Origin of the sequence: Aeromonas sp. FDAARGOS 1403 (assembly GCF_019047325.1) — a bacterium.
Classification (GTDB): Bacteria; Pseudomonadota; Gammaproteobacteria; order Enterobacterales; family Aeromonadaceae; genus Aeromonas; species Aeromonas dhakensis.
In genome coordinates, this window is the sequence record NZ_CP077249.1 from 2,002,542 (window position 1) to 2,015,325 (window position 12,784).

The 12,784-nt window shown below is 63.5% G+C and carries 14 protein-coding genes and 1 other annotated feature; of the genes, 13 read left to right on the forward strand and 1 reads right to left on the reverse strand.

Annotation, left to right across the window (positions count from 1 at the left end):
* Window positions 1-52: 52 nt before the first annotated feature.
* A complete protein-coding gene (pheA, locus tag I6L33_RS09575; protein ID WP_216973967.1) occupies window positions 53-1,225 on the reverse strand; it encodes a prephenate dehydratase in 1,173 nt (390 codons plus the stop codon).
* Between the two features lie 38 nt (window positions 1,226-1,263).
* Window positions 1,264-1,398 (reverse strand) — a sequence feature (Phe leader region).
* A gap of 169 nt (window positions 1,399-1,567) precedes the next feature.
* Between pheA and I6L33_RS09580 the strand changes: the two genes are divergently transcribed.
* The 13 genes from I6L33_RS09580 to I6L33_RS09640 all read left to right on the forward strand — a co-directional run bounded on the left by I6L33_RS09580 (window position 1,568) and on the right by I6L33_RS09640 (window position 12,782).
* The gene (locus I6L33_RS09580) at window positions 1,568-2,167 is read left to right on the forward strand and encodes an HAD family phosphatase (RefSeq protein WP_216973968.1); all 600 of its coding nucleotides are present in this window, start codon (window positions 1,568-1,570) and stop codon (window positions 2,165-2,167) included.
* Between the two features lie 24 nt (window positions 2,168-2,191).
* Window positions 2,192-2,470 (forward strand): DUF6482 family protein, encoded by a 279-nt coding sequence (locus I6L33_RS09585; RefSeq protein ID WP_005303707.1) that lies wholly within the window; start codon window positions 2,192-2,194, stop codon window positions 2,468-2,470.
* A gap of 45 nt (window positions 2,471-2,515) precedes the next feature.
* Window positions 2,516-3,388 (forward strand): hypothetical protein, encoded by an 873-nt coding sequence (locus tag I6L33_RS09590; protein ID WP_017784403.1) that lies wholly within the window; start codon window positions 2,516-2,518, stop codon window positions 3,386-3,388.
* A gap of 94 nt (window positions 3,389-3,482) precedes the next feature.
* Window positions 3,483-4,031, forward strand: coding sequence for a DUF3157 family protein (locus tag I6L33_RS09595; RefSeq protein ID WP_216973969.1), 549 nt, complete (start codon window positions 3,483-3,485; stop codon window positions 4,029-4,031).
* A gap of 183 nt (window positions 4,032-4,214) precedes the next feature.
* Complete coding sequence (locus tag I6L33_RS09600; protein ID WP_010634840.1) at window positions 4,215-4,844, forward strand: outer membrane beta-barrel protein; 630 nt, start codon at window positions 4,215-4,217, stop codon at window positions 4,842-4,844.
* Between the two features lie 172 nt (window positions 4,845-5,016).
* Complete coding sequence (locus I6L33_RS09605; RefSeq protein WP_216973970.1) at window positions 5,017-5,961, forward strand: DUF523 and DUF1722 domain-containing protein; 945 nt, start codon at window positions 5,017-5,019, stop codon at window positions 5,959-5,961.
* A 63-nt stretch (window positions 5,962-6,024) separates the two neighbouring features.
* The gene (locus I6L33_RS09610; RefSeq protein ID WP_216973971.1) at window positions 6,025-6,912 is read left to right on the forward strand and encodes a MerR family transcriptional regulator; all 888 of its coding nucleotides are present in this window, start codon (window positions 6,025-6,027) and stop codon (window positions 6,910-6,912) included.
* Window positions 6,909-8,330, forward strand: a complete 1,422-nt coding sequence (gene phrB, locus I6L33_RS09615; protein WP_216973972.1) for a deoxyribodipyrimidine photo-lyase — start codon at window positions 6,909-6,911, stop codon at window positions 8,328-8,330. The genes I6L33_RS09610 and phrB overlap by 4 nt, the downstream gene beginning before the upstream one ends.
* A gap of 1 nt (window position 8,331) precedes the next feature.
* Window positions 8,332-8,760: a nuclear transport factor 2 family protein gene (locus tag I6L33_RS09620; RefSeq protein WP_216973973.1), complete on the forward strand. Its 429-nt coding sequence runs from the start codon at window positions 8,332-8,334 to the stop codon at window positions 8,758-8,760.
* A complete protein-coding gene (locus I6L33_RS09625; protein WP_216973974.1) occupies window positions 8,757-9,491 on the forward strand; it encodes an SDR family NAD(P)-dependent oxidoreductase in 735 nt (244 codons plus the stop codon). Before I6L33_RS09620 ends, I6L33_RS09625 begins: the two co-directional genes overlap by 4 nt.
* Window positions 9,488-10,747 (forward strand): NAD(P)/FAD-dependent oxidoreductase, encoded by a 1,260-nt coding sequence (locus tag I6L33_RS09630; RefSeq protein ID WP_216973975.1) that lies wholly within the window; start codon window positions 9,488-9,490, stop codon window positions 10,745-10,747. The genes I6L33_RS09625 and I6L33_RS09630 overlap by 4 nt, the downstream gene beginning before the upstream one ends.
* Window positions 10,744-11,526: a DUF1365 domain-containing protein gene (locus tag I6L33_RS09635; protein WP_216973976.1), complete on the forward strand. Its 783-nt coding sequence runs from the start codon at window positions 10,744-10,746 to the stop codon at window positions 11,524-11,526. Before I6L33_RS09630 ends, I6L33_RS09635 begins: the two co-directional genes overlap by 4 nt.
* Window positions 11,526-12,782 carry a cyclopropane-fatty-acyl-phospholipid synthase family protein gene (locus tag I6L33_RS09640; protein WP_054544260.1) on the forward strand — a complete coding sequence of 419 codons (1,257 nt, stop codon included), beginning with the start codon at window positions 11,526-11,528 and terminating at the stop codon, window positions 12,780-12,782. Before I6L33_RS09635 ends, I6L33_RS09640 begins: the two co-directional genes overlap by 1 nt.
* Window positions 12,783-12,784 lie beyond the last annotated feature (2 nt).

A 12,784-nucleotide genomic window follows, 5' to 3' on the forward strand; every position in this document is an offset into this window, starting at 1 on the left:
TTCATGGGCGGTGTCGGCCGGCAGATACCCGGGCCGGCCCAACCTTGGTGGATCAGCCGCCCATCAGCACCGGCGGCACAGTGGTCGGCTTGACGTCTTCGCTCGGGTAGCAGCCCAGTACCTTGATGTAGCGGGTGATCTTGGTCAGCTCCATCAGCGCGGCCTGCATGGACGGGGTGTTGAGGTTGGCGGAGACATCCAGGTAGAACATCTCCTCCCACGGGTTGCCCTGCACCGGCCGGGATTCCAGCTTGGTCATGTTGATCTCGTTGTTGCGCAGCACCAGCAGCGCCTCCACCAGCGAGCCTGGTTTCTGGGAGGTGGACATGATGAGGGTGGTCTTGGCCGGGATCTGCGGCGCCACGTCGATGGGCTTGCGCGCCACCACGATGAAGCGGCTGTAGTTCTCCTTCTGGTTGGCCAGCTGTTCGGCCAGAACGTCCAGCCCATACAGCTCGCCGCCGGCCGCGCTGCCGATGGCCGCCGCCTCCGGGCTTGCCAGTTCCTTCACCTTCATCATGGCGCTGGAGGATGAGTCGCAGATCTCGTGGCGCGCCCCTTCCAGCTTGCTGAGGTAATGGGAGCACTGCTGGAACACCTGCGGGTGGGCGTAGAAGGCCTTGATGCGGGACAGCTCGGTGGGCACGGCGGTGAGGATGCAGTGCTCGATGGGGTAGGTGAGCTCACCGACGATGGAGAGGCTGGTGTGCTGCATCACGTCGTACACCTCGTTGATGGAGCCCGAGCTGGTGTTCTCGATGGGCAGCACGCCAAAGGCGGCACGGCCCGACTCCACCGCGTCCAGCACCTCGCGGAAATTCTGGCAGTTCACCTCGATCACCTGATCCTTGTAGCGGGCCAGGTACTTGCGGGCGGCGAGGCTGGAATAGGAACCGCGCGGCCCCAGATAGGCGACGCTGGTCATCGGCTCCTGCTGCTCCGGGTTGAGCAGGCTCTGCAGATAGGCCTGCTGGGAGAGCACCGAGTCTTCGATGATGGTGTGATAGATGCGGGTGATGTACTGGGCATCCAGCCCCAGTCCGCGCCCTTTCTGGATCAGGGCGACCAGCAGATCCTGCTCGCGCTGGGGATCGCGGATCGGGCGCGGGTTGGCCTGCTTGGCGCGGGCGACCTCGATGCTGAGGGTCTTTCGTTTGGCCAGCAGGGCGAGCAGCTCCTGATCCAACTGGGTGATGTCTTGTCTGATCTCGTCGAGCGTTGCCATGATGGTTCCCTATCCAAGTAATCGATTGTGGTGGCTGCAAAAAAAAACCTCCGCTAGGGGAGGCTCGATTCGTCTTTGCTTTCTGTTTACGCGAGTGCTTCACGTGACGACTGGCCTTCCCTCATGAGGGCCGGATAAACGAGAAAGCAAAAAAGAATGGTGCGTGCATGAGTGTGTCCTTGAGGTAACGCCATAAGCATTAAGGGATTTGACCGTACGATGCAAGTAAAACTTGCCCGTGGGTGGCGAACGGGGCAGGGTAGGGGCGTGAGCCTGCGGAGGCAGGCGTGTGTCGAATGGACCCGCTTGCCGTCGTGATGAAGCAGAGAGCTGGAGGTGAGAATGGCGATTATTTTCGATCTGGGACGAGTGGTGGTGAGCTGGGATCCGGTCGGCATCGTGCGCTCGGTACGGGGGCCGCACGGGGCGGAGCAGCTGGCGGAGCAACTGTTCAACCATGGCGACTGGCTGGAAGTGGACCGGGGGACCCTGTCGCTGCACACCATGGCCCGTCAGGCGCAGACGCGAACCGGCCTGTCGACGGCGGAGAATCTGGCCATTTTGCAGGCGGTGCCGCCATCCCTTGTGCCGGATCCCGCTATGCTGAGCCTGATAGAGGCACTGCACGGGGAGGGGCACACCCTCTACGCACTCTCCAACATGGGCCATGCCAGCATCGACTGGCTGGAGCAACATCAGGATTTCTGGCGCTTCTTCAGCGGCAAGGTGGTGTCGGCAAGGGTACGGATGATGAAGCCGGAGCCGGATATCTACCGCTATCTGCTGGTGTCGTTCGATTTGCGGGCCGAGCAGTGTCTGTTCATCGATGACAGCCCGGCCAACGTGGCAGCTGCGCAGACGCAGGGGATCGGCGGCCTGGTGTTTACCGATGCATACAGTTGTCGCCAGCAGCTGGTGACACAGGGTTACCTGCCGGCCTGAGCGGGCGGGAACGCGGGGTAAGTTATGGAACACGGCAGGTTTCGCAATTGGCTCAGTCACTATCCGGATGCGGGGCTGCTGATCGCCTGTCTGGATGGCAGCGGTTATCAGCTCTGCGTCGAGGTGGATGGAGAGATGCAGTGCCTTACCGACAGCGAGGGGGGCAGGTTGACGTTCGCCTCCCTCGAGCAGGCCGAGGGTTTTCTGCGCATGCACCAGGTTCATCAGGCGAAACTGCGGATTTATGACACGCAACTGGATGAATATGATGATAATTGGTATGAAATAATCATTAAATTCTAGTTTATCCGCATTCTTTAAGGGTTTATTCAGGATTATTACTGCACAATGGCGCCCAATTCATCATCCGGTGCCGTTGTTATGGATGCCAATATCGTTGTGCTGAATCGAGGATACGATCAGACCTTTCAGACCAGGGAGCAGTCGCTTATCGAGACCCTGGCTGGCTACGGCGAACTGGCGGTCTCCTTCTCCGGTCGACTGGAGTCCTGCTACAGCATGGATCTGTGCCGCGCCAGCGGCATCCGGATCCGCGCCATCACCCTGGACAGCCCGACCCGCAGCCGCAAGGAAGTGGCGCGCGCCAAACGTTACTGCCAGCGCTACGGCATCGAGCAGCGGGTCATCAAGACCGATGAGATGATCTTCTGCGATCACCTGCGCCACCTCAACGAGGTGATCGACCCGGTGCGTTACATCTGTCACCTCACCGCGCTGGAAACCGACTGGAGCCACCTGCCCATGCTGCTGCCCGCGCCGGTCGAGGAGCTGCGGGAGTATCTGCGTCGCTTCGGCAGCCTGCCGGACAACACCCTCTGGCTGTTCGCCAAGCAGGGCATGACCCACAGGGACTTTCGCTACGGCTTCAACAAGCGTCAGCTGGGACGCTGGGGCAAGAGCGCCCACGGCTGCCTGAGCCACCGCTTCTCCGATCCCGAGCTGGTGGATCGCCGTCATCTGCGGATGGTGGACATGGCGGAGCAGATGCTGGCCGACATGGGGCTGGAGGAGGCGCAGGTGTTTTTCCATACCCTGGGCGATCGGGCCACCACCCTGGCCCGGGTACGGCTACCGGCCCGGTTGCGAGCCCGAGCATTCGATCTGCAGCCTGATATCCTCACCGCCCTCAAGAGCACGGCGTTCGATCTGGTGACTCTGGACATGATGCCGGCGGAGGAGCGTCAGGAGCTGGTGGTCTAGGCAACCGAGGGCAGGAACGTGAGTGCGGTCATAGGCAAGGTGCGGCGGACTCTTTATACTGACGCCCTTTTCCATCGACGCGAGTCATCACCCTATGAAACCCTTGTCCCGTCTGCTGGTTGCCCTCTGCTTGTCGCCCCTGCTGGCACAGGCCGCCCCGCTCACCCAGGTGACCCTGCCGGATGGTCGCCAGGTGCAGCTCAACGATGACTTCACCTGGGAATACCTGCTGCTCAAGCCCGCCGCCGACGGCAGCGCGGTGCAGGGCACGGTGGCCGTGCCGGTGCTGACCGAGCAGGCGATGAACAACCCGGATCTGCTGGCCCAGGCCGTCAAGGACGGGATCGGCGTCAAGCTCGCCAAGCTGGAAGGCTCGGATCCCCTGCAACTGCAATTTATGGTAAGCAACACAGGCACCCGCAACGTGGTGCGGGTGCACGGCAGCATCACCCTGTTCAGCGAACAGGGGGCCCAGCTGGCCAAGCAGGAGGCCCGCTTCTGGGTTGGCGAGAACCGTCTGCCGGAGTCCTATCTGCGCAAGGGCCAGCAGCGCCCTTCCATGGTGCTGGAGGTGCCGCGCCCGGCCGGTCTCACCGGCAAACCCCTGGTGCGGGTCGAGATTGAGGAAGTGGAGTTCCGCTGATCCCTCATGCAACAGGCTCCTTCGTGGAGCCTGTCTTGATTGTTAACCCGGTAACCGCCAGCAACAGTTGCTTACATCTGACATGGTTTGGCAACAGCTTGCCGCTCGGCATTTCTCCCCGTCCTCTGCACAATGACCCCATTCCAGCTAGGTCTCAACTAGCTCAACGATGGAGTCATCAAAATGAAAAAAGTTGCACTTTCTGTTCTGGTTCTGGCCGGTTTCGCTTCTACTTCCGCTCTGGCTGAGGATGCCTTCAGCTACGCCAAAGGCGGTCTGACCTGGGCGCACACCAAGTCCGACTACATTGGCGGCAAAGATAGCAACAACCGCGACTTCGGCGGTCTGAACCTAGATCTCTCCAAGAGCTTCGGCTCCAACTTCTACGGTCGTCTGGGCAGCGAGTACACCTCCCGCAACAGCGGCAACGACAGCATGGGCATCTCCAGCCTGGGTCTGGGTGTCTACACCCCGCTCAGCACAGGTCTGAACCTGTATGGGGAAGCGGGCCTGATGGGCTACACCATGGAGCGTCAGGTGGCTGCCAACGTCAAAGACAGCGGCTGGGACGTCATCACCCGCAAGAACAGCGGCAGCATGTACGGTGAGGCCGGCCTGCGCTACGACATCGGCGCCGTCGAACTCTCCACCGCCTACCGCTACGCCAACATGACCGACGACATGCACGATTTCAAAGTGGGCGCTGCCTACAAGGTGAGCCAGAACCTGGCCCTCACCGCCGACTACACCTATCGTAAGTGGGATCTGCAACAGGGTTCCATCACCAGCCTGGGTGTGAAGTACAGCTTCTAATCATCCTTCCTGTAGTGTCTTCATTTTTACCCATGACTTCGGTCATGGGTTTTTTCATTTCCGGTTGATCCACCCTTCACCCTTGCGCCGTATCAGTCTGCAATAGTTATACAACTTCCGTTTTTTTGTATAACTGCTATAACTGATTCAGACTTATACAAGGAGTGATGACATGTACAAGATCAAGGTTGGTATCAGCGCCTGCCTGCTGGGGCAGGAGGTTCGGTTCGACGGGGGGCACAAGCGTTCCAGCTTCTGCGAGCGGGATCTCGGTGCCCACTTTGACTATCACCCCGTCTGTCCCGAGATGGCCATTGGTCTCGGCGCGCCCCGCGCCGCCATCCGGCTGGTGAAGCGCCACGGCGAGATCCGTGCCGAGGCGAGCAACGGCAGCTTCGATGTCACTGACCAGCTCATCGCCTTCAGCGAGCAGAAGGCGCGCCAGCTCGACTTCATCTCCGGCTACATCCTCTGCGCCAAATCCCCCAGCTGCGGCATGGAGCGGGTGCGGATCTATGGCGCCAACAACGAGGGGAGTGCCAAGGAGGGGGTCGGCCTGTTTGCCAAGGCGCTGATGGAGGCCAATCCCCTGCTGCCGGTCGAAGAGGATGGCCGCCTGTGCGATCCCATCCTGCGGGAAAACTTCGTGCTGCGGGTCTTCGCCTACCACGACTGGCAGCAGCTCTGCGCGCGCGGCATCACCGCCTCTGCGCTGATCCGCTTCCACTCTCGCTACAAGTACCTGGTGCTCTCCCACGCCACCACCCACTACCGTGCACTTGGCAAGCTGCTTGGCAACCTGGCCAGGGCCGACCTGCAGCAGGTGGCCGACAGCTACATCAAGGGGCTGATGGCGGCGCTGACCCTGCGGGCCAACCGGCGCAGCCACTCCAATGTGCTGATGCACCTGCAGGGCTACTTCAAGCGGGTGCTGACCCCGGCCCAGAAGCAGGAGCTGTGCGACACCATCGACAAGTACCGCACCGGCGTCTTTCCGCTGCTGGTGCCGCTCACCCTGATCCGCCACTACCTGCGGGAATACCCCAACCCCTATCTCGCCGATCAGGTGTACCTCAATCCGCACCCCGACACGCTGAAACTGCGCTACGGGCTCTGAATATCCGGTGCAGGTCCCGACTGATGGCCGGGGCCTCTCCCTCAACCTTTGTTGGATGCCGTTATGTCTGATTTACCGCACGCCGCTTCTCCTTCGCCGGAGGAGGGGATCTACCCCATTCGCGAGGTCTCCCGCCTCACCGGCGTCAACGCCGTGACCCTTCGCGCCTGGCAGCGCCGCTACGGGCTGGTGCAACCGGCCCGCACCGAGAAGGGCCACCGCCTCTACAGCGAGCAGGACATTCGCCAGATAGGCGAGATCCTGAGCTGGCTGGAGCGGGGGGTGAGCATCGGGCAGGTGAAGGGGCTCCTGAGTGAACCCCAGGCCCAGCCGGTGAGCGATCACTGGCAGCAGACCCTGGAGCAGTTCAGTCAGGCGCTGCTCGCCTTCAATCAGCGCAAGGCCGAGGCCGAACTCAACGACCTGCTGGCGAGCTACCCGTTCGAACTGGTGCGCAGCCGGGTACTGCAACCCTTGGTGGAACGGCTGCTCGGGCTGTGGCGCGAGCGGCCCGATGGCGAACTGTTGCAACAGGTGTGGCTCGGCTGGCTGCATACCCGCTTCGCCCGCCACCTCATCGAGCAGGAGAAGGGCGTACCGGTCACCCTGGCGAGCTGGGGACAGGTCGGCCCGCTCGACCTGGTCTGGGCCGCCTACGAGCTGATCTGTCATGGCCATGAGGTGCAACTGCTGGGGGCGGTGGAGCCGCGCCATGCCAGTCTGCTGGAGGGGCGTGCCGTGACCCCCTGGCTGGTGCTGCTGGGGGCCGGCCTTGGCAAGCCGGATCTGGCCGCCGGCTGGCCCGCCGGTACCCGCTTCTTTGGCGAGCTGGGGCGCCTCTACGATGGCGAGTGGCTGCAAGCCCATGGCTGGCAGGCGGGCCTTGCCGAGGCGATGGCAGACATACCTGCGGCGGTTGGTGCCCGCGGACGCGGGAGGAAAAAATCATGAAGCTGGTCTGGTTTCGCAATGATCTGCGTCTGGCCGACAACCCGGCCTTGCGTCACGGTTGCGCCAATGATGAACCGGTCGCCGCGCTCTATATCCTCTCCCCCACCCAGTGGCGGCAGCACAAGCTGGCCCCCGTCCGTCAGCGCTTTCTGCTGGCCCAGGTCGATGCGCTGGGCCGCGATCTGGCGGCGCTCGGCATCCCGCTCCATCTGCTGCGAGTGGAGACTTTTGCCGAGATGCCGGCGGCGCTGGCAGACCTTTGCCGCGAGCTGGGCGTGACCCAGCTCTACGCCAATCAGGCCATCGAGATCGACGAGCAGCGCCGGGATCAGGCCGTCACTACCGCGCTGGCAGAACAGGGGATTGGTTGTCACTGGCTCAACGGCTGCTGCGTGCTGCCGCCGGGGCGGGTGCTGACCGGCTCTGGCGAGATGTTCAAGGTTTTCACCCCCTTCAGCCGTGCCTGGCTCAAGGCCCTCGACGAGGATGGCTTTGTCATTCATCGCGTTCCTGCGCCCCGTGGCGAGCCGTTGCCGTGGCAGCCGCTGGCCGAGCGGGACTTCGTCGATGCCGCCCTCGGCGAGCTGGCGGCTGACCCCCGCTGGCCGGTGGGGGAGGCCGAGGCCAGCCGCCGTCTGAATGACTTTCTGGAGCAGGCGGTGCTGGATTATGGCGAGACCCGGGATTTCCCTGCCATCGCGGGCACCTCGGTGCTCTCCCCCTATCTGGCGGCCGGCATCATCAGCCCGCGCCAGTGCGTGGCGGCGCTCCAGCAGCGGCTTGGCTACCGGCCCCAGTCCAAGGCCCAGCCCGGCTTTGTCTGGCTCAATGAGCTCATCTGGCGCGAGTTCTATCGCCACCTGCTGGTGCTGATCCCGACCCTTTCCATGAATCGGCCCTTCAAACCGGAGACATCGGCCCTGCCGTGGAGCTGGGATCCGGATGCCTTCGCTGCCTGGTGTGAGGGACGTACCGGCTACCCCATCGTCGATGCGGCGATGCGCTGCCTCAACGCCACCGGCTGGATGCACAACCGGCTGCGGATGATAGTGGCGAGCTTTCTCACCAAGGATCTGCACATTCACTGGCGGCTCGGGGAGGATTACTTCATGAGCCGGCTCATCGACGGCGACCTGGCGGCCAACAACGGTGGCTGGCAGTGGGCGGCGGGGACCGGCGCCGATGCGGCGCCCTATTTCCGGGTCTTCAATCCCACCACCCAGGGGCAACGGTTTGATCCGCAAGGGGAGTTCATTCGTACCTGGGTCTCTGAGCTGGCTGATCTGCCTGCCGCCTATCTGCACCAGCCCCACGACTGGTTGCGACTCAAGGGGCGGCGCGATTATCCGGCCCCCATGGTGGACCACGCCGTTGCCCGGGTGAGAGCCATCGAGATGTTTCGCGCCCTGGAGAAATAGCATGGATGAGTCGCTGGCCCGCTTTGTGGCCCTCTATCAGCAGCTAAACCGAGATGAGTTGCACCGTTTGCCCGAGGTCTACGCAAACGAGGTGGTCTTTACCGACCCTGCTCACCGCATCGAGGGGCTGGCGGCGCTCACTGACTATTTTTCCGCTCTCTATCAGCGCCTGGCCTACTGCCGTTTCGTCATCACCAGCCAACTGCAGCAGGGGCGCCAGGCCTGGCTCGGCTGGACCATGATCTTCTCCCATCCCAGATTGCGTGGTGGTGCGCCGGTGACGGTGGAGGGGGCGACCCGCCTCGAGTTCGACGAGACGGGCAAGGTGTGCCTGCATCGCGACTACTTTGACCTTGGCGCCATGCTTTACGAGCAGTTGCCGCTGCTTGGGTCCGTGGTGCGCACCATCAAGGGGAGGCTGGGCGCATGAGCGGCCGGGTGCTGATCACCGGCGCCACCTCCGGCATCGGCTATCAGCTGGCGCTCGATTATCGGCGCGCCGGCTGGCAGGTGTGGGGTTGCGGGCGCGATGGCGAGCGGCTGCTGGCACTGGGGCGCCACGGTATCACACCGCTGCAGTTTGACGGGCGCTCTGCAAACGCCGTGAGCGAGGCGGCCGCCGGCTTGCCACGGGTTGACCTGCTGATCCTCAATGCCGGTAACTGCGAGTACATGACGGTGGACGAGGGGTTTGACGGCGCCCTGTTTGCCCGGGTCATCGAGACCAACCTCGTTGCCACCGGCCACGCCCTGGCCGCTTTCTTGCCGCTGCTCGGGGCTGGGTCAAGGCTGGCCATCGTCAGCTCCTCGGTGAGCTGGCTGCCGCTGCCACGGGCCGAGGCCTATGGCGCCTCCAAGGCGGCCCTCGACTATCTGGCGGATACCCTGCGCCTCGATTTGGCCGGCAAAGGGATTGGGGTGACCCTGATCCGCCCCGGCTTTGTCCAGACCCCGCTCACCGCCAAAAATGATTTTCCCATGCCCTGCCTGGTGACGGTGGAGGAGGCTTCCCGCGCCATCATGGACGGGCTCGCCGCCGGTCGCCACCAGATCCACTTTCCCCGCCGCTTCATCTGGCTGCTGCGCCTGCTCGGTGCGCTGCCGACGGGGCTCTGGCTGCGCCTTGGCCGCGCACTCGTATCGAAAGGACGCCCTTCATGAAGAAAAAGATCGCCATCGTCGGCTCCGGCATTTCAGGCCTGACCGCCGGTTTCCTGCTCCACAAGTTGCACGACATCACCCTGTTCGAGGCGGCGCCGACCCTGGGTGGCCACACCGCCACGGTCGATGTGGAGCAGGCGGGGCGCCACTATGCCATCGACACCGGCTTCATCGTCTTCAACGACCGCACCTACCCCAACTTCCTCAAGTTGCTGGAACGGATCGGGGTGGCGCGCCAGCCGGCCGAGATGAGCTTCTCGGTGAAAAGCCCGCAGGGGCTGGAGTACAACGGCCACAACCTGGATACCCTGTTCGCCCAGCGCAGCAACCTGCTGAGTCCGCGCTTCTACGGCTTTGTCGCCGAGATCCTGCGCTTCAACCGGGAGGCGCGGGCCTGGCTGGCCGATGGACAACAGCAGGGGGCCGGCCTCGAGCTGACCCTGGGGGATTTTCTGCAGGTGGGGGAGTTCAGCGACTACTTCGCCCGCCACTACATCTTGCCGATGGGGGCCGCCATCTGGTCATCGACCCTGGCCGATATGCGCGTCTTCCCCTTGAGCTTTTTTCTGCGCTTTTTCGCCAACCACGGCTTGCTTGAGGTGGCCAACCGGCCTCAGTGGTATGTGATCCCTGGTGGCTCGCGGGAATATATCGGCCCGCTGACGGCCGGCTGGCAGGCTCACATTCGCCTGGCCTGTCCGGTGCAGGGGATCCGGCGCCAGGCGGACAGGGTTCTGATCCAGAGCAGCCATGGCGAGGAGTGGTTTGACGAGGTGATCCTCGCCTGTCACAGCGATCAGGCGCTGGCATTGCTGGCGGACCCGGGCGAGCGGGAGCAGGCCATTCTCGGTGCCATGCCCTATCAGGCCAACGATGTCTGGCTGCACACCGATGCCTCCTGCCTGCCGGTGCGGCGCAAGGCATGGGCCAGCTGGAACTATCTGCTGGGGGGGGATGACGGGGCGCGGCCGCTGGTGAGCTACAACATGAACATACTGCAGGGGGTGAGCTCGCCAGAGCCCTTCTGCGTCAGCCTCAATCCGCAAGGCAAGGTAGACGAGAGCAAGGTGCTGCGCCGCTTCGTCTATCACCATCCGGTGTTCAATCAGGCCTCCATCGCCGCCCAGCAGCGGCGGGCCGAGATCTGCGGCCAGCAGCACACCCACTTCTGCGGCGCCTACTGGTACAACGGCTTTCACGAAGACGGGGTGCGCAGCGCCCTGGACGTAGCCAGACGGTTCGGGGCCGAGCTATGAACGATGCAGTCTTGGCAGGCCAGGAGGCGACTGCCGAGGCCATGACCGGCACCCTCAGCGCCATCTGGCAGGGGTCGGTGCGCCATCGCCGCTTCGCACCGCGCGCCCATGCCTTCTCCTACAGCCTCTTCATGCTGGGGCTGGATCTCGACGAGCTGCCACAACTCGATCGCGGGCGCTGGTTCGGGGTGGAGCGAGCAGGGTTGCTCTCGTTTCGACGTGACGACTACCTGCGCGGCAGCGAGGGGCCGCTCAAACAGGCGGTGTGGCAGAAGGTGAGCGAACTGGGTGGCGATGCCGAACCCGAGGGGCGGGTGCTGCTGCTTGGCAACGTGCGTTGCCTCGGTTTCTACTTCAGCCCGGTCAACTTCTACTTCTGCTACCGGCAGGGAGAGGCGCGCTATCTGCTGGCAGAGGTGTCGAACACCCCCTGGAACGAGCGTCACTGCTACCTGCTGGATCTGGCGGCGCTGGCCCCCCACGACAAGGATTTTCACGTCTCCCCCTTCATGGGGCTGGCGATGCGCTACCACTGGCGCATTCGCCCGCCCGCGCAGGAGACACTGATCCACATCGAGAGCCACCCCGTATCCGGTGAAGCCAAGCTGTTTGACGCAACCCTGGCACTGCGCCGGGCGCCGCTGTCGCGCAAGGGGCTGGCGGCCCTGCTGGCCCGCTGGCCCTGGATGACCATGAAGGTGCTGCTCGGGATCTACTGGCAGGCCCTGCGTCTTTTTATCAAACGAACACCCATTTTTAGCCATCCGGAGAGCCGCTAATGGAACTTGTGCAATCAACCCTCTCTGCCTCTTTCATCGACAAGGGGGCCAGGCAACTGCTGCTCAATCTGCTGGGGCGCCTCGAACACGGCCAGCTGTTGCTGTGGGATGGCGGCGAGCGTCACAGTTTTGGCGTGGCGGGCACCGACCTGCACGCCGAGCTGGTGGTGCAGGATCCGGCCTTCTATCGCCGCCTGCTGCTGGGGGGCAGCATCGCCGCCGGGGAAACCTGGGTGGAGGGGCTTTGGACCAGCCCGGATCCGGTGGCACTGGTGCGGCTGCTGGCTCGCAACCTGCCGCTGCTCGACAGTCTGGAGCGGCGCCTCGGTTGGCTCAGCTTTCCGTTCAACAAGGTGCGTCACTGGCTTAACCGCAATACCCTGACCGGATCGCGTTCCAACATCGCCGCCCACTACGATCTCGGCAACAGCCTCTATCAGGGCTTTCTCGACAGCCACATGCAGTACTCGAGTGCCATCTATCCCCATGCCGATGCCAGCCTGGAAGAGGGACAGCAGGCCAAGCTGCGTACCATCTGCGAGCGGCTGGCACTGGGGCCAGACGATCATCTGCTGGAGATCGGCACCGGCTGGGGCGGCCTCGCCGTCTATGCGGCCCGCCACTACGGCTGCCGGGTGACCACCACTACCATCTCCCGGGCCCAGCACGACTATGCCAAGGAGTGGATCGCGCGGGAGGGGCTGGAGGATCGCATCACCTTGCTGCTGGAGGATTACCGCAAGCTGGAGGGCCGCTATGACAAGCTGGTCTCCATCGAGATGATCGAAGCGGTGGGCCACGCCTTCCTGCCGGACTATTTCCGCCAGCTGTCGCGGCTGCTCAAACCCGGTGGCCGCCTGCTCATCCAGGCCATCACCATTGCCGATCAACGCCATGCCCAGTACCTGCGCGGGGTTGATTTCATCCAGCGCTACATCTTCCCCGGTGGCTGCCTGCCGAGCGTCTCCCAGATGGCGGGGCTGCTGGCGCGCGAGACCGACATGCAGCTGGTGCGGCTGCACGATCACGGCCACCACTACGCCCGCACGCTGGCTGATTGGTGCGAACGCTTCCTGGCGCTGGCCCCCGAGCTGCCAGCCCTGGGTTACAGCCAGGACTTCATTCGCTTGTGGCACTTCTATTTTGCCTACTGCGAAGGGGGATTCTGGGAGCGCGCCATCAGCCTGGTGCAGCTGGAAGCGGCCAAACCGGGCCCACTCGGCTGGAGTGGGGATCTGCCCGTCGGCGGTCGCTGATC

What these genes read in the sequence shown, in the direction of transcription:
- pheA (WP_216973967.1), bottom strand. Translation starts at nt 1,225, where the DNA reads ATGGCAACGCTCGACGAGATCAGACAAGACATCACCCAGTTGGATCAG.
- I6L33_RS09580 (WP_216973968.1), top strand. Translation starts at nt 1,568, where the DNA reads ATGGCGATTATTTTCGATCTGGGACGAGTGGTGGTGAGCTGGGATCCG.
- I6L33_RS09585 (WP_005303707.1), top strand. Translation starts at nt 2,192, where the DNA reads ATGGAACACGGCAGGTTTCGCAATTGGCTCAGTCACTATCCGGATGCG.
- I6L33_RS09590 (WP_017784403.1), top strand. Translation starts at nt 2,516, where the DNA reads ATGGCGCCCAATTCATCATCCGGTGCCGTTGTTATGGATGCCAATATC.
- I6L33_RS09595 (WP_216973969.1), top strand. Translation starts at nt 3,483, where the DNA reads ATGAAACCCTTGTCCCGTCTGCTGGTTGCCCTCTGCTTGTCGCCCCTG.
- I6L33_RS09600 (WP_010634840.1), top strand. Translation starts at nt 4,215, where the DNA reads ATGAAAAAAGTTGCACTTTCTGTTCTGGTTCTGGCCGGTTTCGCTTCT.
- I6L33_RS09605 (WP_216973970.1), top strand. Translation starts at nt 5,017, where the DNA reads ATGTACAAGATCAAGGTTGGTATCAGCGCCTGCCTGCTGGGGCAGGAG.
- I6L33_RS09610 (WP_216973971.1), top strand. Translation starts at nt 6,025, where the DNA reads ATGTCTGATTTACCGCACGCCGCTTCTCCTTCGCCGGAGGAGGGGATC.
- phrB (WP_216973972.1), top strand. Translation starts at nt 6,909, where the DNA reads ATGAAGCTGGTCTGGTTTCGCAATGATCTGCGTCTGGCCGACAACCCG.
- I6L33_RS09620 (WP_216973973.1), top strand. Translation starts at nt 8,332, where the DNA reads ATGGATGAGTCGCTGGCCCGCTTTGTGGCCCTCTATCAGCAGCTAAAC.
- I6L33_RS09625 (WP_216973974.1), top strand. Translation starts at nt 8,757, where the DNA reads ATGAGCGGCCGGGTGCTGATCACCGGCGCCACCTCCGGCATCGGCTAT.
- I6L33_RS09630 (WP_216973975.1), top strand. Translation starts at nt 9,488, where the DNA reads ATGAAGAAAAAGATCGCCATCGTCGGCTCCGGCATTTCAGGCCTGACC.
- I6L33_RS09635 (WP_216973976.1), top strand. Translation starts at nt 10,744, where the DNA reads ATGAACGATGCAGTCTTGGCAGGCCAGGAGGCGACTGCCGAGGCCATG.
- I6L33_RS09640 (WP_054544260.1), top strand. Translation starts at nt 11,526, where the DNA reads ATGGAACTTGTGCAATCAACCCTCTCTGCCTCTTTCATCGACAAGGGG.